Here is a 20,746-nt window from a genome sequence, read left to right on the forward strand (position 1 = left end):
AAAAGACGAAAAATAAATCCATCTCTATCTATTTGATAATTATTAAATCATTTATTCAACTCACTTGCTTGAAAATATTTGTTGGTAGTCTTCCATGCTGCTGGCCTGATTTAAGTCCAAATCATTTGAAAAACCAAGGAGACGTCCTTTAGAAGTATATTGATGAAGGGCATAATCTCTAAGGGTATCTGGTTTTGAATCCACCTGGCCTGTATCAGCCCCGTAATGGGCAAACCAGAGGGCCTTAAAATTATCCACCTCAATATCTAGATTTTCTAAAAACCAGTCCTGACTATAAATACCAATATTACTAACTCCAAGGCTTGCAAGTTCTGACCTGAAAGCTTCGATACCAGCATTCATATCATCCATAGTTTCCTCTTCAACATCAAGCCACCAAAAGCTAGGTGAAAAAGCAGAGGCTCGTTCATAAAAATCGCGAGCCTCCTGCCTCATATCTTCCAGGCTGGTTCCACTGACATAGGCATAAACAGCAACCGGAACATTACGCCTTTGAAGCTCTACAATATGAGTCTGATAAGACTTATCCTCCCCATTAGTATAGGCCGCCGCATTAACCAGCTGATTGTCTCCGCCGTGCTGAACACGTACAATGGCTCCTGATATCTGCTGGCTTAAGAGATCATAATCAATCTGCCCAGGAAGTTGCCAACCTGACAAATCAATAATTGGCTTTGAAGGAGCTGGATTCTTAGCAATCTGACTTCCACTTGTTAAGGAAGATAAAAAATTTTCACCCCCAAAAAGATTAGAGCTTGGCCTGATAAATTTATTAAAGGCAAAAATTAATAAAATGATGACGACAAATATTTTAAAAATTTTATTGAAAAAGGATTTAATCATAATTTTAACAACCAATCTTGAATTTACACATTTTGCGTATTAAGAATAAGCTTACCATTAATAGCAAGAAGCTTCCATATCAAAACAATTGATTAAATATGTCAAAATATTACAGGCTAATCAATCCAGCAAGAAGCTTTCAAAAACTTCATTTCCTAAAAGAAATCCCTTCTTGGTCATAAAAATCCTACCCTCTTCTAAATCAAGAAGTCCTTCTCGCCTTAGCCTTTTGACCTCTTGACCAAAAAGCTGATCAAAGTTGGTATCAAATTTACTTTCAAAACTTTCAATCTTAACCCCTGATTTTTTTCTTAGGCCAAGGAACATTTCCTCTTCCATTTGGGCCTTTTTATCAAGGGGCTCTTCTGTAACAATTTTCTTATCATGGGACAAGTAATGATGGACTGGGCCAAAGTTTTTATATCTGATATTATTCAAAAAGCCGCTGGCTCCAGCACCAATTCCGTAATACTCTTCATTATTCCAGTAAACCAAATTATGCTTACTCTCAAAACCTGCCTTAGAAAAATTAGAAACCTCATAATGGTCATAACCTGCAAGCTCAAGTTGATCAATAATGTACTGGTACATCTCAGCATCAGCATCCTCAGTAGGAAGATTAAGCCTCCCCCTTCTCATTCGATTCATAAAAATAGTATGGTTTTCCAAAATCAAACTATAAAGGGCCACATGAGGTAAATCAAGCTCTAAAAGCTTGATTAAATCATCTTTAACCTGATCAAAAGTTTGACCAGGCAGAGCGTAAATCAAATCAATTGAAATATTTTCAAATCCATTTTCCCTAAGTAAGGCAATATTTTGATAAACATCACGCGCTGTATGACTGCGACCAATTTTTTTAAGAAGTTTATCATTAAAGGTTTGAACTCCAAGAGAAATTCTATTAACTGGACTTTGGGCTAAAACAGCTATTTTTTCATCATCCAAGTCTCCAGGATTTGCCTCAACCGTAAATTCTTCAAGCTTACTTAAATCCAGATTTTTAGTAAGACCCTTGATTAGCCTATCAAGTTGATCTGCATTTAAGGCCGTTGGAGTCCCTCCCCCAATATAAAGGGTCCTTAAATCCTTAATTTTATAGGAGTCAAATTCTTCAATCAAGGAATCTAGGTACTGATCAACCGGCTGATTTTTAATAAAAACCTTCGAAAAATCACAGTAATAGCAAATTTGGGTACAGAATGGGATATGAACATAGGCACTTTTTACTGGTCCCATAATCTAGCTCTCTTTTCATCATCTTCTAACTGGGCAACAAGAGAATCAATCCCGTCAAATTTAACCATATCTCGGATTCTATCCAGCCAAATAATTTCAATTCTCTCCCCGTAAAGGTCACCTGAAAAATCAAAAATATTAACCTCAAGCCTCAGTTCATGACCATCAAAGGTTGAGTTTTTCCCAACACTTGTCATTGAACGATAGGTCTCTCCCTGATAAATGACGTCAGTAATGTAAACTCCGTCAGCAGGTAGTCTTATAGCTTCAGTTAGGGCGATATTGGCTGTTGGATAGCCTAAGGTCCGTCCCCTGGCATCTCCGTGGACAACAAGACCCTCATTCTTAAAATGATAGCCTAAGAGCTTGTTAGCAAGCCTGATATTTCCTCGGTCAAGAGCATCTCTAATTCTTGATGATGATACCTTAGAGGTTAATTCCTTATTTTCACCTGCTTCAAGTTCTTCTTTAACAGGAGAAACTGTAAGTGTTTTTCCAGTAAAGATTTTACCTAGTTCGTCAACCCCTAATTTTTCATGGCCAAAACTATAGTCAAATCCTGCTACTAAAACCTTGGCTCCCAGTCCTTCAAGATAGTCTTTAACAAAATCCTCACCCTTAATATTTGCAAAATTTGAGGTGAAGTCAGTTAAATAAAGGTAGTCCACCCCGTAATCCTCAAACTTTTCAAGGCGGTCCTTGCGGCTTGAAAGGTGGAGTAATAAATCCGGACTAAAACGGCTAAAAGCTAATTTGGGACTTTCTGGAAAGGTTAAAACTGCAATTTTTAAATTTAAAATCTGGGCTAGTTTTTTAGCCTCCTCAAAAAGCTTCTTATGTCCCTTATGTAGGCCATCAAAATAACCCAAAACTAGGATTAGACCATCCTTATTTTTTTTTATGTCATAGATTGACTTTAATTCGATTATTTCCATAACTATTACACCTAATTTTCTATCAGAACCTTCTTGGGCTTATAAAATTCCTTCTTGTTAGGATGCGGCATGTAGATGGCCACAAGTTTTCCTTCATAGAAGACTGCCAAAAGTTGCTGCTCCAGTCGAACTTCCTCTGGAATCTCTTCAAGGTCTAAAAATTTTCCAACCTTAACCTTCTGATACTGCTCATCATTAATTTCAAGGGCTGGTAAGTCCCTAACTCCATCTTCCATAGGCATTAATAGGTTAGCGATTGTTCCCTCTGCCATAAATTCTTCAATTTCTTGTAGTTTATGGGCATTTTCAAGTTCAAGGCCAGCACTTGCCGTTCTAACCAAGCGTGACATATGTCCTGGATAACCTAGTTTATCAGCCAAATCAACTGCAAGGGTCCTGACATAAGTTCCCTTGCTGCAGGCAACCCTAAAGCTAAAACGAGCTAAGCCTTTTTCATAGGTAACTGGGCTTGTCCTTTTGAAATCATAGATAGTTACCTGCCTAATTGGACGTTCTACCTCTTGACCAGCACGAGCATACTCATATAGCCTTCTACCATTCACCTTTACTGCAGAATACATGGGGGGAATTTGTTCTATCTGACCAAGAAATTCCTCCATAGTTTGATCAATTATGGCTTCATCAAGGGGGGCATCAAGATATTTTTCTTCAACAAGGGCTCCTGAAGCATCTTCCGTTTCTGTTGAAAAGCCCAGGGTAACCTCACCCTCATAAACCTTGCCTGATTCAGTCATAAATTCAAGCACCTTGGTCGACTTACCAACAGCAATCGGTAAAACACCTGCAACATCAGGATCAAGTGTTCCCCCGTGACCAATTTTTTTTGTAGCTAAAATCCTTCTTAGTTTAAAGACACAGTCATGGGAGGTCATTCCTGCTTCCTTATAAAGATTTATTATTCCGTTCATTACTTCTTCCTTTATAACTAAAAGATATTAAAGTTGTTTGTAGTAGATTTTATAGTAACTTCTATAATAACTTCTATCTTCTTAGTCTTCTTTTTGTTTTTCAATTGGAGCCATTTGAGCTAGCAGTCTTTTAAGACCAACCTCAGGAAATGATATTTTAAGCTCCATACTTCTTCCCTCGCCTTTTACATCTAGAACAGTTCCCACACCCCATTTTTTATGGACGGCCTTGTCGCCAATGGCCCAAGATTCAAGTTGGCCTGCTGGGGAAATGTTTTTATTAGAGCTTGCTGAACCAGTAGCTCCCGGTCTTTTCGAAGCTCCTTTTCCTGCCATCATCTGATAAAGGCTTAAACCTCGTCCATTTACAAATTGATCTTTTGATCTATTTTGATAGCTAGCATTAAAGGAATTACTTCCATTACTTGCTCTGGCCTGACCGACATAACTTAAGAGGTCTGGATTAATTTCATTTAAGAAGCGGCTAGGTCTATTATAGCTTGAGCGACCATACATAAGCCTACTTGAAGCATTGGTCAAGTAAAGAACCTCCTCAGCCCTCGTGATTCCAACATAGGCCAGACGCCTTTCTTCTTCAAGTTCATCAGGATCCTCACTTGCCCTACTCAAAGGAAAGACTCCTTCTTCTAAACCAATAATGAAGACGACTGGAAATTCGAGTCCCTTGGCCGCATGTAGGGTCATAAGGGTAACCTGACTCTGTTCTTCTTCGTAGCTATCTGTATCAGCAATTAAGGATAAATCGTTTAGGAAGCGGCTAAGGCGTTCCAAACCACTCTCATCTTCTGTACCTTCTGCCTTATCATCAAAGCTTTTAGTAACTGTAAAGAATTCTTCCAAGTTTTCAATCCTTGCCTGACTTTCCAAATTATTCTGATTGACAAGGAAGGTCATATAGCCTGTCTTGTCCAAAACTTCTTCAGTCAATTGACTGATTGAGTAGCCATCCATTTTTTCCCTAAAGCCTGTAATCAGTTCAGAAAAATCATAAATCCCTTGGGCCGCCTTACCTTTAAGACCACTTAAGGTAACATTTAAGCCTGCTTCAAGTAGAGAATAATCATAAGTTCTTGCGAAATCTCGTAATTTTTCAATGGTTCCAGGACCAATTCCCCTCTTAGGCTCATTTATTACCCGCTCAAAACTCATATCATCTCGGTCATTGGCAATAATATTAAGATAGGCAATTAAATCCCTAATCTCCTTACGGCTATAGAATTTTGTTCCACCCACCATGGTATAAGGGATATTTGACTTGAGGAGAGCCTCTTCAATGGTCCTACTTTGGGCATTGGTCCTATAAAGGACTGCAAAATCACTATAATCTCTGCCTTCCTTTTTCCTAAGTTCACGAGTAATCATGTCAGCCACGAAGTTTGACTCATCCCGTTCATCACTTGCCCGGTTGTAGACAATTTTCTCACCTTGGTCCCTGCTGGTCCAAAGCTTCTTATCCCTACGATTGCTGTTATTTTCGATAACTCCGTTAGCTGCCTCAAGAATTGTCTTTGATGACCGGTAGTTTTCCTCAAGAAGGACGACCTTAGCATCTGGATAGTCCTTTTCAAAATCAAGGATATTTTGCATGTCAGCCCCGCGCCAACCATAAATTGACTGGTCAGCATCCCCCACCACACAGATATTTCTAAAACGCTCTGATAGAACTTTTACAAGCTGATACTGGGCATGGTTGGTATCTTGATACTCATCAACATGGATGTACTGGTAACGTCCCTGATAATAATTTAAGACTTCTTGGTTATCAAATAATCTCAAAGTATTCATAATTAAATCATCAAAGTCCATGGTCTCACTTCGTTTAAGCTCACGGTCATATTCCAGGTAACATTTGGCAACAATTTCCTGATAAAGGTTATTAGCCTTATCCCTATAAGCTTCTGCTGTCAGTAAATCATTTTTAGCATTTGAGATTGTCGCAAGAATACTCTTAGGATCCCATTTTTTAGGATCCAGATTAAGATTTTTTAAAATTCTTTTCATCAAGGTTCTCTGCTCACCTGGATCAATGATTGTAAAATTCCTATTATAACCAATGTGATTAGCATCTCGCCTTAAAATTCTAACACACATGCTGTGGAAGGTCGCAATCAATGACTCTTCTGCTCTTGGTGTAAGAGCTATTGTCCTCTCTTTCATTTCACGAGCTGCCTTATTGGTAAAGGTTATAGCCAAAATATTCCAGGGATTTACAAGTTTTTCTTCAATCAGGTAGGCAATCCTGTGGGTCAAAACACGGGTCTTTCCAGAACCTGCTCCAGCCATTATTAAAAGGGGGCCTTCGGTTGTTCGAACAGCTTCAGCCTGCCGGTCATTCATACTCTCAAGTAAGGGATTCATTTTTTTCTCCTTGTCAAAAAATCTTTCTCCATTATATCAAAAGATACCCAATATTCCCATTGAGTATCTTTTGCTCGCTTTTAGATTTCCTTGATAAAAACTTATAAGTTACTAATATAGTGGTAGGCTTGTTGACCGGCTACAGCTCCGTCTCCTACAGCTGTTGTGATTTGACGAAGGTCCTTAGCGCGGACATCTCCAATGGCATAAATTCCAGGAATCGATGTTTCCATCTTGTCATTAGTGATAATCCAACCTGCATCATCAGTAATCCCTAGATTTTCAACTGCCTTAGTCATTGGATCCAAACCGACATAGATAAAGAGACCACCTACATCCTTTTGACTAAGCTCACCTGTCTTAAGGTTTTTAAGTTCAACGTGAGTAATTTTATTGTCGTCACCTTCAATTTTTTCAATTACGCTATCCCAGATAAATGATATTTTTTCATTTGAAAAGGCGCGTTCTTGAATAATTTTTTGAGCACGAAGTTCATCACGGCGGTGAACGATTGTTACTGATTTACCGAAACGAGTTAGGAAGATTGCTTCTTCAATAGCTGAGTCCCCTCCACCTACAACCATGATATCTTGGTTTCTAAAGAAGGCACCATCACATACCGCACAGTAAGATACACCGCGCGCACCGTATTCTTCTTCACCAGGAACATTTAAATGTCTGTGGTTGGCACCTGTTGCAATAACTACTGTACGGCCCTCGTATTCGCTGTCTTCAGTCACAACTTTTTTGTAATCAGTCATGTCTTCAACCGCTTTTACAATACCGTAAGCATTTTTAACACCTAAACCTTCAAGAGGTTCATGCATTTTCATTGATAATTCTGGTCCCATGATGTTTTCAAAACCTGGATAATTTTCAATCTCAGCAGTGTTATTCATCTGTCCACCAGGAGCTCCTTGTTCTAATAAAAGAACACTCATATTACTTCTTGCAGCATATAGGGCTGCAGTCATTCCAGCAGGTCCTGCTCCAATTACAATTGTATCGTACATTATTTCTCCTTAATTCTTATTATTAATCTACCTATATTCTAATATGTCTCGCCTTAAAAACCAAAGAAAAAGCTCACAGCGAGCTTTTTCTTTATCTAACGTGATTTAAGGGTAACAATTAATGCCAAGATGGCAAAAGATACCACTGGAATTGTTAAGACATCCACCAAAAGAACATCTAGTATTTTATTTTGCCTCTGCATGAGGGTCTTTTTTTGGCCGCCTCGAGCCATATACCCTAAAAGATACAAAACACTAGCGACTAAGGCAAGAACCGCTGTTATAAAGAAGGCTTCCACATATAATGTTAGGGTTGTATAAAACATTTAAAATCCTTTTATTAATTTTCAATTACCTCAAGTATACCACTATTTATGTTTTTATTCAAAAACTCTTTGGTTCTTGGGTTTTTCGGATTATTAAATACTTCCTCAGGGGTTCCTTCCTCGATAATTTTCCCGTGCTCAAGGAAAAGAACCCTAGTTGCCACATTATAGACAAAGTCCATTTCATGGCTTACAAGAATCATCGTCTGACCCTCTTCTGCAGCCCTTAAAATTGAAGCCTGAACCTCACCAACAAGCTCTGGATCTAGGGCGCTAGTCGGTTCATCAAGTAAGAGTAATTTGGGTTTCATAGCTAGGGCACGTGCGATACCTACCCTTTGCTTTTGGCCCCCTGATAGAAATTGAGGATAAGAATCCTTCTTTTCAATCATACTCACCTTAACAAGTTCTTCTTCAGCAATCTTTTGAGCTTCAAGCTTAGACATTTTTTTTACAATCACTAAACCTTCCATGACATTTTCAAGGGCTGTTCTTCTTTTAAAAAGATTGAACTGCTGAAAGACCATGGCTGTTTTTCTTCTCAAGGTTAGAATATCTTCCTTGCTGATTTTTTTAAAATTTACCTTGAACTCATTAATTTCAATTTCTCCAGAATCAGGTTTTTCCAAGTAGTTGATACTTCTTAGAAAGGTCGACTTACCAGCCCCACTAGCACCAATGATTGCAATAACATCCCCTTGATTCACATCAAGAGAAATTCCATCTAGAACTTTAACATTTGAAAATTTCTTACTCAAATTTTTTATTTTAATCACTTACTCTACCTCCATGATCAAAGGGGTTAGCAAAGAGCCCTTTTTTTCTAGGAACTTCTGGATCTTTAATTTCAAGTTTTTTTTCAATGAAGGAAATAACCTTCTCAAAAACAATATTAATAACCCAGTAGACTAAGGCTAGGGCAAAGTAGGTTTCAAAAATCCTATAGTTACTTCCCCCTAAAATTTTTGCCTCAGCGGTCATTTCAATAACCCCTGCAACAAAGGCTAAAGAGGTACCTTTAAATAAACCAATCAATGAATTTCCAAGGGGAGCTAGAGCTACGGTTGCAGCTTCAGGTAAAGTCACCCTTCTAAATACTTGAAAATTGGTCATCCCAAGTGATTTTGCAGCCTCAATCTGACCACTGTCAACTGATTGGATGGCTGAACGAATTGTTTCACTGTTAAATGCCGCCTCATTAAGGGTAAAGGTTAAGATGACAAATAATAAGGGACTAATATTATTTATATTATAAGTGGTCCCGTAGTTCATATTAATGGCCCTTAAAATCAAGGGAATTCCATTATAGGTTAACAGCAACTGAACATAGATGGGAGTTCCCCGCATAAAGCTTACAAAAAGTCCCCTCAATTGGTTTAAAACTGGTATCTTATTAATGCTTACAAGGGCTAAAAGTAAAGCAATAATTAGCCCGAAAAACATTGATATGAGGGTTATTTCCAAGGATACTGGAATACGACTGATAACATTTGGAAAGGCCTCAACAAAGGCATTCCAGTTAAATATCTTATCAAAGAACATGCTCCAAAATTCTTGGAAGGTATATTTACCTTGCATAAATTACCTCCTTGGCTACTTGAATTCACTTGCGTCTGGAACAAAATCTCCTGCAAAGAATTCTTTTGATAACTTCTCAAGTGTGCCATCTTCTCTAAATTCAGCCAGAACCTTGTTTACCTTTTCTTGAAGTACGCGTCCATCATCTGTCTTGGCAAAGATAAAATACTCCTTACCAGAATGAATCCCCAAATCTTGATTCAAATCAATTGGTTGAACTTCCAAATTAAAACCTTGTTCCTTAATGACGGTATTTAGAGATATGGTGTCATAAAGCATAAAATCAATTTTCTTACTTTCAATATCCCCAAGCCTTGTAGCTAGTGGAATATTATCTATATAATTAAGTTTAATTTCTTTAGAGGGATTGGCCTTATTCCAATCAAGAAGAATTTCCGTGTAATTGACTCCAGTCGAAACCTCAGTCGACTTACCAGCCAAGTCAGAGATATCTGCTACCTTGTCACCTGGTCTTGTAGCTACAGAGCTATCCGTTTTTGAAACAGGATATGAAAAATAATACTTTTCATCACGTTTTTCATTCCAGGCAAAATCATTTGCTCCCATTTGATAACGACCAGAGTCAATTCCTACAGAAATGGCTTCAAAATCTGTAACCTCAACCTTTAAATCATATTCAGGTAATTTTTCAAAAACCTTACGAGCAAGCTCAACATCATAACCTGTTGCCTTGCCATCTACCGTATAAGTGAAGGGCTTGGTATTTCCGTCAGTTGCTACAACAACTGTTGTCTTCTTATCTTCGTCTTGCTTTTGGCTACTCTTATTAGAACAAGCAGCTAGCCCAAGTCCTAGTGTAAGAAAAACAAGTCCAAGACTCAGTCCCTTAAATTTTTTATTCATAAAAACTTCCCTATTTCTAGCTGAAAGTCTCCTTAGAAGCTTTGCTTCTTAGCCTTACGTTCAGCACGTCCACGGGCACGTTGTTCTTGACGGCGTTGTTTTTTATTACGCTCATCAATGGCCCAGCCAATTTTTTTCTTATATCCTGGTTTAACTTTTTTCTTTTTCTTCTTAACAAGACCAATCATTGTAATATCTAAGTCTTGTTTAGATTTTTCACGTTTTTCACGACGATCACGGTCATAAGTATCAACAATCTCACCATTTTTAATTACCTTAGGTTGGAATTTAATTCCCATTTTTTCAAGGTCACGAATTGCTGAGTCATCCATTGGTGAATAAAGGGTTATAGCAGTCCCAGAAAGACCATTACGCCCTGTACGACCTACACGGTGGATGAAGAATTCAAGATCACGCGGAATGGCGTCGTTTATAACATGACTCACCCCTTCAATATCAATCCCACGAGCCGCAAGATCTGTTGCTACCACATATTGATAGTCTAGATTCTGAACTGATTTCATGATACGTTTACGCTCACGCGGTGGAATTCCTCCGTGAATTTTTGCAACTTTCAAGCCGTTATTTACTAAAAAGGCATGGATTTCATCAGCGCGTTCCTTGGTATTGGCAAAAATCATTGCCAGATAAGGATTGATAGTCTTAACAACTTCAAGAAGTTGGCTGTTATTATTTTTACCCTTGGTCGAAATAAGCCAGTTATCAATGGTATCGCTTATGATTGTTTTACTTGCAATTTTTTCAACAACTGGATTGTTAAGGTATTTCTTTAAGAATGGTTGTAATTTTTGAGGGATTGTCGCTGAAAAGACAAGCATTTGAACTTTTTTATCAAAGGTACTTGCAATTCTATCTACATCTGTTAAAAATCCCATATCAAGTGTCATATCTGCCTCATCGACAACATAAGTACTTGCTGTATAAGTTTTTAAAGCCTGTGAATTTACTAAATCAAGTACACGACCAGGTGTCCCAATAACTAAATGAGGTTGGTTATTAGCTAATTTTTCAATCTGGCGGTTCTTGTCTGTTCCACCAACATAGTTAACAACTCTAATACGTTCATCATTTTCCACAAATTTCATGGCTGCATTATAAATTTGAGTAGCAAGCTCACGACTTGGGGCAGTTATTACTGCTTGAACTGTGTCAGATTCTGGATTAATCTTTTGGAAGATTGGGATTAAAAAGGTATGGGTTTTTCCACTTCCTGTTTTAGATTCTCCAACAACATCCCTTCCCTGTAAAATTAAAGGAATAATTTTCTCCTGAACAGGAGTAGCCTCTTTAAAGTTAATATCCTCTAAAGTCTTGTTAATAAATGGTTTTAATTTAAAATCTGTAAATTTCATAGTGTCCTCTCTCATTTTCCGGTTAACAAACACTTGTCAGTGAATTTTGGAAATAATCAAGCTAATTTACAGATATTTTTGTCTGAAAATTGCTCATTAGAACATTATAACATATATCAAAAAAACACGCCTTATGACGTGCTTTTTACAGAAAATACTATTTTGCTGCTGCGTAAAGCTCGTTAACCTTATCCCAATTTACTAGATCAAAGAAAGCTGCAATATAGTCAGGACGTACATTGTGATATTTTAGGTAGTAAGCATGTTCCCAAACATCAAGTCCTAAAACTGGTGTTAATCCATCAGTAATTGGTGAATCTTGGTTAGCTGTTGAAACGATTTTTAAATTACCGTCTTCATCGACAACTAGCCAAGCCCAACCAGAACCAAAACGACTAACAGCTGCTTGTTTGAATGCTTCTTTAAAGTCTTCAAATGATCCAAATGTTTCAGCAATAGCATCCCCAATTTCACCATTTGCAGGTCCACCTGCTTTTGGAGCTAGGATTTCCCAGAAGAATGAGTGATTTAGGTGACCACCACCATTATTACGAACAGCTCCGCGAATATCTTCAGGAACCATATCAAGATCTTCAATAAGCGCTTCTAGACTTTCAACCTTTAAATCTTGGTGTTTTTCTAAGGCTGCATTCAAGTTATCTACATAAGCTTGATGGTGTTTGTCGTGATGGAGTCTCATTGTAGCTTCATCGAAGTAAGGTTCTAAAGCGTCGTATGCGTAAGGTAATTCTGGTAATGTAAATGCCATGGTAGTATCCTCTTTTCTTCTATTTTGTATTATTTATATTGGTCAGCACCTGGAACATAGTCATCCCCATAAAACTCTTCTGAAAGTTTTTTAAGGGTACCATCTTCAGCAAGTTTCTTAACCTCTGTGTTAACGGCTTTTTGTAAATCTGTATCATCTTGACCTAGAATAAAGTATTCATAGGTTTGGAAAACTGGATAATCTGCTAGATCTGGAACATTGTTAACCAAGTCAAGTCCATTATTTTTAAGGAGGATTTCTCCGTTAGACTTACTTGCAAACATAAAGTCAATTTTCCCTGATTCAACAGCTTCCATCCTAACCTTAAGTGGATCTTCTGAATAAGAAAAATCAATCTTTTGGTCTGGATGCTCCTTGTTCCACTGCTCATAGATAGCACCGTAGTTTGATCCGGTAGGAACTAATGTTTTCTTACCAACCAAATCAGCGATACTTGTGAAATTATCTTCTTTTCTTGAGAAAATAGCATTCACATTCTGTGAAATAGGATAAGAGAAAAGGTATTTTTTCTCACGCTCAGGAGTTTTCCCAAAGTTATTGGCTCCAATCTGAGCACGTCCAGTATCGATATCTGTCAAAATAGTCTCATCAGGAACTTTTTTGTAGTCAAACTCGTACTGGGGTAGGGCTTCATCAATGGCTTTCAATACTTCAATGTCAAAACCTGTAAGCTTGTCACCATCCATATATGAATAAGGCCTTGAATCAGCTGTCTGTGCGACAGTTATCTTGGTCACCTTGTCATCAGAACTACTAGTCTCAGTTTTAGAGCTCTTCGTTGAACATGCTGCAAGAACCGCCGTACTTGTTAAAAGGATTGCTCCTACTGCTAAAAACTTCTTAAATCTCACTAAAACCTCCTACTATTTCTTAATCACTTATAGGAAACCTATAAACTGTTAGCATAAATAAACCCCACATGGATAGCAGGAATTTTCAAACGTATAAACGTTTACAAAGATATTGTCTAATAATTCAGTCATATCGTCAAATAATAAGCTCACAAGTTGCCTAAAGGCTTTGAAATTACTTTTACAAAAAAAGAGACCTAAGTCTCCTTTTAATTATATCTGAGGGCTATTTTAATAAGCTGGGTATCAAAAAGATAATCCTTATCACCGTAACCTGATTTAATTTGGTAGTCAAGTTCAATTAAATTTTTTAAAGTATGTGCTAAAAAATCTACCGAAAATGACTTAATTGTCTTAAGGGCAAGCTTAATCCGGTAGGGATGAATCTTCATAAACTCAGTAATCTGAGCTTGATTATATCCTTTAGTTTGAAGAAGTTTAACCTGGTAAAAAATTCTAAAATTTCCAGTCAAGATAGCCAAAAGTTTTATGGTATCTTCCCCTTGTATCTGGAGGTCTGATACTAGAGCTCTGGCCCCGTTAATATTTTGACCTAAGATCATATCAGTTAGGCTAAAGATATTATCCTGGAGGGTTTTAGGAAGGATTGAATCCAAATCTTCAAGGGTTACTGGCTTATCATCCTTATAGAGCTTTAGTAGCTCCAAATTTTTCTTAATCAAGGAAAAATTATAAGATGACCTTTCAAACACATAGGTAAGATTTTGCCCCTCTATTCTTAGATTTAGATAATTAGCATAGGCCATAAAATAATTTTTTAATTCAAATTCCGTCAAAGCTTTGGCCTCTAAAAGAACTGCCTTTTGCTTTAATTTTTTTACAATCCTTCTTTTACTGTCAAGTTTTCCGTGAACAAAAATCAATAAAACAGTTGTGTCGACTGGATTATCAATATATGACTCCAGACGCAAAAGTTCAGAATCTTTAAAAACGGATTTTTTGGTCGTTGAAATATCCCATAAATTTTCATAGATTACAAGCCTTTGATCCTCAAAAAAGGGAAGACTTTCTAACTCTTCTAAGGCAAAATTAGTATCTGCTTCAACCAAATCAAGGTAAACCTGACTTAAATTATCAGCCTGGTAACCTACCTTTTTTAACAACTGGGTCTTGGCCTCTGATAAGAGACTCTCATCCTCCCCAAAGATCAAGTAGAGGGGTGCCAAATGCCTGGCATCAATTTTATTTATCTGATCAAAAATAGTCATCTTATACCTTTAACTTAACTGTAAATACTGAACCCTTGGGGTGATTTTCTGCAACCTGAATTCTACCATGCAAGTGGTCAACAATCTGCTTGGCAAGGGAAAGACCCAAACCAAAGCCACCTGTTGCCCTAGTCCTTGCCTTATCCACCCTGTAAAAGCGGTCAAATATTTTCTCCCTATTTTCAGGACTAATACCTTCACCATTGTCAGAAATCGCCATGGTCAAATAATTATTTTTTTCAGTGATTTTAATGTCAATTTTGCCATCTTCACCCGTATATTTAAGGGCATTATCAAATAAGATTGTTAAAACCTGCTTAATTAAGCTTTCATCGATTTCAATGTGCCCAGGCAGGGAAACTGAACTAGTAAGAACCTTGCCCTTGTCCTCAGCAAGAATTTCATAACCAGAAAAAAGATTTTCAAAAAAACTTGCATCAACTGTCGTTAATTGAACCTTCAAACCCTCATCTCTTTTGGCCAGATTAAGGAGGTTACTGGTTAGAATCCTCATATTTCTAACCTCATTAAGACTTTCAGAAATATTTTCTGATTCATCAATAATGGTTGCATTAGGATGCTGGAAAAGAAGCTCCAAGCGGTTTTGTAAAATGGCTAAAGGCGTTCTTAACTCATGACTGGCATTCTCGACAAAGCTCTTCTGTCTTTCGTAGGCATCCACAAGTACCCTATTACTCCACTGGGAAAGGTAAATTGAAGCCCCAAGTGATAGGAGCCAAAAGGCAATCATAACCCAGATAATAACCATCCTACTTCGACTCAAACTCTCAGTCAACTGATTGGTTGAGGAAAGAATTTGGATGTAGGCAATATTTTTAAAGCCTGTAACTGGTATGGTTTCTGTCCTAAACTGCATCTCAGGCCCATAGGGATTAGGAATGGAGATGGATTTAATGGTATTTAGACTGGACTTATCAAGGCCAATTGAATCAAAAATTACCGTATCCGTAAGGCTCATTCTAGAGGGATTCAAGATATTACCCTTAGAATCATAGACAATAATAGTCTCATTGGTCCCAAAATTCCCCGTAGGCTTCATACTACTTGTCCGGCCGCTATAACCTTCACTATAGCTATCGCTGTCACTGTCGCTACTGCTATTTGATTGGAGGGCAATTGACACCAGTAAAGAAGGGTTTGATGAAAGCTTACCAATATTTTCATCCGTTGAATTATAAACCCCACTAGAAAGAACCTGAAGAATTATCGCTGTTAGAAAGGCAAAGATTACCGTAAAAGCGATAAAGAAATTGAGAAAGGATCTAAAATCAATTTTTTTCATATTCTCTTAAAATATACCCAACATTTCTTAGGGTATTTAAATTTTTAGCAAATTCACTGTCCTTAAGTTTCTTCCGGAGCTTACTGATATAAACCTCAACAACTGTAACAGTTGTATCACTATCAAAGCCCCAAATTCGGTCAAAAATTTGCTCCTTGGGTAAAATAACATTTTGATTTTGAAGGAGGTATAAAAGAAGATCAAACTCCTTACCTAAAACCTCAACTGGCTTATCGCCAAGTTTGACTGTATTATTGTTGGGGTTAACATGTAAGTCCCCGTAAGTTAGATTGGTATCCTCAAGCTTACCTGCTCTTTTTAAAAGAGCCTGAATCCTGGCCTTAAGCTCCTCCAAATAAAAAGGTTTTGTCAGGTAATCGTCAGCACCAATTTCAAAACCATGCATCTTATCATCCAGACTTTCCTTTGCCGTCATGATAAGAACAGGCGTATCCACTCCCTTCGCTCTTAATTCTTTTAATACATCAAACCCATTTTTTTCAGGAAGCATTAGATCGAGAAGAATCAAATCGTAAATTCTTGACTCAGCTTCATACAAGCCCTCTTCTCCGTCAAATACTTGAGTAACATCAACAAAGTTATCTAAATAGTCAAAGACAGAATTAGATAGACTTAAATCATCTTCTACTAATAATATTTTAAACATTTTCATACTTCCATTCTATCATATTTTTACCTATCCTAGTATTTTGACCTTAAAGTAACTTTAACAGGCTGCTCTTAAAAAAATAAACTAAAAAAGCCAAGACAGGGACTTTTGCCTCTCTTAGCTCATTCTTAACTTATTTTGTTGTTTTTTTACTAGCAATTCCGTGAGGTAGAATTACAGTTTTCTCATCAATCTCTTCTTTACCCATTAATTTAGTTAATAGGCGCATTGAAACGGCACCAATATCATAAAGGGGCTGCTCGATACTAGAAATTGCTGGACGAGTATAGTTAGTTACTGGTGAATTATTGCTAGTTATGATTTCAAAATCACCAGGAATGTTTACCCCAAGGTCTAGTAGGGCATCTAAAAGACCTACAGCTAACTCATCATTTGCTAGATAGGCTGCACTTGCCCCGCTGGCCATAATTCTCTTAGCAATATCAATACCAGCATCATAGCTGTAATTACTTTCAAAGACTAGTCCTTCAGTAAATTTAAGGTTATTGTCTGCTAGAGCCTTCTTATAACCATTTAAACGGCCTGTATTGATCTCATCAAGAAGTGATCCTGTAATGAAGGCAATCTTTTCATTGTTTTCAGCCAGTTTCTCTACAGCATCATAAGCTGCCATTTCATAGTCAATGTTAACAGAAGCAAATTGCGCTTCCCCGTCAACAGTTCCCGCTAAAACAACTGGCGTTCTGCTGCGAGAGAATTCAGCCCTAACTCTTTCTGAGATATGATTTCCCATAAAGATGATTCCATCAACCTGTTTGGCCAAAAGGGTGTTTACAACATAAACTTCTTTGTTATCTTCTCCGTCACTATTAACAATAATGGCATTGTAGTTATACATGGTTGCAATATCATCGATACCACGCGCTAGAGTTGCAAAATAAGTATCTGCAATATTAGGAATAACTACTCCAACAGTTGTTGTTTTTTTACTGGCAAGACCACGGGCTACGGCATTAGGTCTGTAGTCCAAGCGGTCAATTACCTCCAAAACCTTTTTACGGGTCGTTTCTCTAACATTTGGATTACCATTAACAACACGACTAACCGTTGCCATGGAAACATTTGCTTCACGAGCAACGTCATAAATTGTAATTGCTGTATCTTCCATTTTTTATTTTCCCTTTCTTCAAATGAATATGTATTCGTTTACTGAAAATACTGTGAAAACGATTTGTATAACCAAGTATAACAATTTATGTAAGCATTTTCAAGTTAATTTATTTAGAAATTATCCAATTTAAAATATCCAACCTTTTACCAGGATACAAAATATTTTTTTAAATGTTATAATAGTAGCTAATCAAAAATAAAATTTAAAAGGAGACTTACATGAAAGAAAAATTTGCAAAGATTCAGGAATTTCTTAAGGCTAACGATAGCGATATGACCTTTCTTACAAATCCCACAACAATCAATTATCTAACAGGATTTGAATCAGATCCCCATGAACGTATTATGGGTCTTATGATCTTTAAAGACAAGGAACCTATCCTCTTTACCCCTGCCCTTGAAGTTGAACCTGCTAAAAATACAGTTGATTTTGAAGTATTTGGCTATACTGATAACGAAAATCCTTGGCAGGTTATTAAAAACCATTTGGTAGATGCTGATATCAAAAATATCGCTGTTGAGTATGATGATATTGTTCTTAGAAAGTCTGAAGGACTGCAATCAGTTTTCCAAAATAACTTTGTAAATATTACTCCTTTGATTCAAAAACTACGTCTGATTAAATCACCTGAAGAAATCGAAATCATGAAGGAGTCTGGAGCCTTTGCTGACAAGGCCTTTGAAATTGGCTTTAATTTTGTTGCTGAAAATCCTGATGCCACTGAGATGGATGTTATTGCCAAAATTGAATATGAATTAAAACGCCTAGGAATTTCAAAAATGAGCTTTGACACTATGGTTTTAACTGGAGATAATGCAGCAAATCCACACGGTGAACCTGGAGTTAACAAAATTGAGCGCGACCGCTTGCTCCTATTTGACCTAGGTACCATGTACAAGGGCTACGCAAGTGATGCGACAAGAACTATCGCTGTTGGAACTCCTTCTGACTTTGACAAGGAAATCTACAATATTGTTCTTGAAGCTCAACTAGCTGCCATGGACTTTGTAAAACCAGGTGTTACTGCTAACGAAATCGACAAGGTAGCCCGTGACGTGATTACAAAAGCTGGCTACGGGGAGTACTTCAACCACAGAACAGGACATGGAATTGGAATGGATGTTCACGAGTTTCCATCAATCGGGGGAGTCGATGACATTACCATTGAAGAGGGCATGTGCTTTTCAATTGAACCTGGGATCTACATTCCAGGAAAAGTTGGTGTTCGTATTGAAGACTGTGTCTATGTTACAAAAGACGGTTGCAAGTCCCTTACAAATACCAGCAAAAAATTACTTAGCTATTAGTCACTAACTACCAGTTAGTCCAGCAATAAGAAGGCAACAATAAAATAGTAAAATCAAAAAAACCGAAGAACTTCTTCGGTTTTTTTCTATTCCTTGTCCTTTAATTCCTGATCAATCCGAGCTGACAGTTGGTACATGGTTCGGTCAAAAAGTTCATAACCTCCCCTAGCAACTGCCTGCCACAAGGCGATTGAAAGACCTAGGTCTTCCTGCCTCATTTTTTCAATGGCTTCATGCGAAAGGTAAAAAAGATTACTATCTGTTTGGCTTTTTACCGTAAAATCACCACTATTTTCATGAATTAGGGTATATTCACCGATTGTCATTCCTGGCATTAAGACAGCAACAACCCTTCTTTCAAGATTATCCCTATCACCAGAAAGCTCAACGGAAATTCGTCCCTTCATTATGAAATAAATGCCTGATTTTGATGTATGAGGTTCAAAAATAGGCGTTTTGGCCGGATAAAAAATCGGTTCGAGATAAGCCACAAATCTATCTTTTTCCTGATCTGAAAAATAATCAAAAAACTCAAAATCCTTTAAGGGTGTTGTCTCCACATCCTCTAAGGGTAAATCATCTGAATACTTATCAAGGATTTGATTTTCTGCCCACTGGAGAGCTGATTCACTAAGTTTAAATAATTTTAAACCCTCAGGAATATTACTTAAGTTTTCTGACTTAAACTTGGGATCGATAATGGCAATTGATTTTCCGTCCTCAATTTGGTCCTTGGCAATTTTATAGAGCATGGATCTGACAATATCACTATTACTTCCATCTGCAACAGAATCAACAAAGGTTATATCATAAATAAAAGTATCAACTCCCTCAGATTCTTGGAGGGATTCTCTAATTAATTTTTCCGCACCAGAAAAAAGGATGTCTCCCTGGGCTTCAATTACCTTAGCTCTTGGTCCATATTGAATTAAGATATCTTCTTCTTCCTTGGTCCGTCTTAAAATAGAGGGTCTTTCATCAATCGTGTAGATTGCCTTGATGGCTGATGAGGCAGCTCGGGCAATGTTCATGATATGAAGGTGAAGCTCCCTACTCATGGCTTCAAAGGCTTTAACCCCTCTAATAGAATTTCCGTGGCTATCAAGTCTTGGTGAAAAGACAGCTATGGCTAACTGCCCTGGTAGAACTCCAATAATTCCACCTCCAACACCTGACTTAGCTGGAAGACCAACAGAGGTCATCCAGTCACCAGCCCCATCATACATACCTGCTGTCATCATAACTGAAAGCACACGTTCGACAATTTCTGGACTAACAATTCTTTTTTTACTCAGGGGATGGATTCCATCATTTGCAAGGGTTACGGCCATAAGGGCCAAGTCTTCAGCATTAACCAAGGTTGAACATTGTTCAAAGTAAGCAGCCAGCACTTCTTCTGGATTACCCTCAATAATGCCAAAATTTTTAAGCATCCAGGCAATGGCCCGGTTCCTATGCCCAGTTTCAGACTCTGATTGAAAGACACCAAAATCAGGATGGAGTTCCCGCCCTGCAAAATCTGAATAAAATTTTCTTATTCTCTCATAACGTTCTTCAGAAGATCTTCCCTTAACAAGGGATGTACTGGTTATGGCACCTGAATTAATCATCCCATTTTTAGGACGATTGGACCTAGCATCTAAAGATATTTCATTAAAGGCATCTCCTGATGGTTCTACATCAATTTTTTTATCAACCGTTTCAAAACCATTGTCTGAAATGGCCAAGGCATAGGTGAAAGGTTTTGAGATTGATTGGATGGTAAAAAGTTGATCGGTATCGCCGTACTTGTAGACCTGTCCATCAGCTGTGGCTAAAACTATCGCAAATTTATCAGGATCCACCTTAGCTAGTTCTGGGATATAATTTGCAACCTTCCCTTCCCTATCGTTTTTAAAGCGATTATAAATATCCTTTAGGTATTTTTCTATTGGTGATTTAGTCATCTGCCTGCCCCCTTTTCC

The 20,746-nt window shown here is 37.6% G+C and carries 19 protein-coding genes; 1 reads left to right on the top strand and 18 read right to left on the bottom strand.

All coding sequences use genetic code 11. From position 1 onward, the window contains the following. Positions 1–60: 60 nt before the first annotated feature. The 17 genes from OZX60_04395 to ccpA form a co-directional block, all read right to left on the bottom strand. A complete protein-coding gene (locus OZX60_04395) occupies positions 61–864 on the bottom strand; it encodes a glycoside hydrolase family 25 protein (GenBank protein ID WEV44682.1) in 804 nt (267 codons plus the stop codon). A gap of 120 nt (positions 865–984) precedes the next feature. Next, positions 985–2,103 (bottom strand): radical SAM family heme chaperone HemW, encoded by a 1,119-nt coding sequence (hemW, locus tag OZX60_04400; GenBank protein ID WEV44683.1) that lies wholly within the window; start codon positions 2,101–2,103, stop codon positions 985–987. Beyond that, entirely contained in the window at positions 2,091–3,038 is a 948-nt protein-coding gene (locus tag OZX60_04405; protein WEV44684.1) for a bifunctional riboflavin kinase/FAD synthetase, read from the bottom strand. Before OZX60_04405 ends, hemW begins: the two co-directional genes overlap by 13 nt. A gap of 11 nt (positions 3,039–3,049) precedes the next feature. Further along, on the bottom strand, positions 3,050–3,967 hold the full coding sequence (truB, locus tag OZX60_04410) for a tRNA pseudouridine(55) synthase TruB (GenBank protein WEV44685.1): 918 nt from the start codon (positions 3,965–3,967) through the stop codon (positions 3,050–3,052). An 81-nt stretch (positions 3,968–4,048) separates the two neighbouring features. Beyond that, on the bottom strand, positions 4,049–6,346 hold the full coding sequence (gene pcrA, locus OZX60_04415; protein ID WEV44686.1) for a DNA helicase PcrA: 2,298 nt from the start codon (positions 6,344–6,346) through the stop codon (positions 4,049–4,051). A 101-nt stretch (positions 6,347–6,447) separates the two neighbouring features. After that, complete coding sequence (gene trxB / locus OZX60_04420; protein ID WEV44687.1) at positions 6,448–7,359, bottom strand: thioredoxin-disulfide reductase; 912 nt, start codon at positions 7,357–7,359, stop codon at positions 6,448–6,450. Positions 7,360–7,454: 95 nt separating this feature from the next. After that, positions 7,455–7,685, bottom strand: a complete 231-nt coding sequence (locus OZX60_04425; protein WEV44688.1) for a DUF4059 family protein — start codon at positions 7,683–7,685, stop codon at positions 7,455–7,457. A 14-nt stretch (positions 7,686–7,699) separates the two neighbouring features. Beyond that, positions 7,700–8,461, bottom strand: a complete 762-nt coding sequence (locus OZX60_04430) for an amino acid ABC transporter ATP-binding protein (protein WEV44689.1) — start codon at positions 8,459–8,461, stop codon at positions 7,700–7,702. Beyond that, a complete protein-coding gene (locus OZX60_04435; protein ID WEV44690.1) occupies positions 8,454–9,263 on the bottom strand; it encodes an amino acid ABC transporter permease in 810 nt (269 codons plus the stop codon). Before OZX60_04435 ends, OZX60_04430 begins: the two co-directional genes overlap by 8 nt. A gap of 15 nt (positions 9,264–9,278) precedes the next feature. Next, positions 9,279–10,127 carry a transporter substrate-binding domain-containing protein gene (locus OZX60_04440; protein ID WEV44691.1) on the bottom strand — a complete coding sequence of 283 codons (849 nt, stop codon included), beginning with the start codon at positions 10,125–10,127 and terminating at the stop codon, positions 9,279–9,281. Between the two features lie 32 nt (positions 10,128–10,159). Then, entirely contained in the window at positions 10,160–11,500 is a 1,341-nt protein-coding gene (locus tag OZX60_04445; GenBank protein ID WEV44692.1) for a DEAD/DEAH box helicase, read from the bottom strand. Between the two features lie 157 nt (positions 11,501–11,657). Beyond that, positions 11,658–12,269: a superoxide dismutase gene (locus OZX60_04450; protein WEV44693.1), complete on the bottom strand. Its 612-nt coding sequence runs from the start codon at positions 12,267–12,269 to the stop codon at positions 11,658–11,660. A gap of 29 nt (positions 12,270–12,298) precedes the next feature. Continuing rightward, the gene (locus OZX60_04455) at positions 12,299–13,141 is read right to left on the bottom strand and encodes a transporter substrate-binding domain-containing protein (protein WEV44694.1); all 843 of its coding nucleotides are present in this window, start codon (positions 13,139–13,141) and stop codon (positions 12,299–12,301) included. 209 nt (positions 13,142–13,350) lie between these two features. Beyond that, the gene (gene holA, locus OZX60_04460; protein WEV44695.1) at positions 13,351–14,370 is read right to left on the bottom strand and encodes a DNA polymerase III subunit delta; all 1,020 of its coding nucleotides are present in this window, start codon (positions 14,368–14,370) and stop codon (positions 13,351–13,353) included. Between the two features lies 1 nt (position 14,371). After that, positions 14,372–15,673 carry a HAMP domain-containing sensor histidine kinase gene (locus OZX60_04465; protein WEV44696.1) on the bottom strand — a complete coding sequence of 434 codons (1,302 nt, stop codon included), beginning with the start codon at positions 15,671–15,673 and terminating at the stop codon, positions 14,372–14,374. Beyond that, positions 15,660–16,340 carry a response regulator transcription factor gene (locus tag OZX60_04470; protein WEV44697.1) on the bottom strand — a complete coding sequence of 227 codons (681 nt, stop codon included), beginning with the start codon at positions 16,338–16,340 and terminating at the stop codon, positions 15,660–15,662. The genes OZX60_04465 and OZX60_04470 overlap by 14 nt, the downstream gene beginning before the upstream one ends. 136 nt (positions 16,341–16,476) lie before the next feature. After that, positions 16,477–17,472: a catabolite control protein A gene (gene ccpA, locus OZX60_04475; GenBank protein ID WEV44698.1), complete on the bottom strand. Its 996-nt coding sequence runs from the start codon at positions 17,470–17,472 to the stop codon at positions 16,477–16,479. Positions 17,473–17,693: 221 nt separating this feature from the next. Here ccpA and OZX60_04480 point away from each other — a divergent pair, with 221 nt between their 5' ends. After that, complete coding sequence (locus OZX60_04480; GenBank protein WEV44699.1) at positions 17,694–18,782, top strand: Xaa-Pro peptidase family protein; 1,089 nt, start codon at positions 17,694–17,696, stop codon at positions 18,780–18,782. 86 nt (positions 18,783–18,868) lie between these two features. Here OZX60_04480 and glsA read toward each other — a convergent pair whose 3' ends face one another. Next, a complete protein-coding gene (gene glsA / locus OZX60_04485) occupies positions 18,869–20,728 on the bottom strand; it encodes a glutaminase A (GenBank protein WEV44700.1) in 1,860 nt (619 codons plus the stop codon). Positions 20,729–20,746: the final 18 nt, after the last annotated feature.

This window comes from Streptococcaceae bacterium ESL0687 (assembly GCA_029392475.1).
Classification (GTDB): Bacteria; Bacillota; Bacilli; order Lactobacillales; family Streptococcaceae; genus Floricoccus.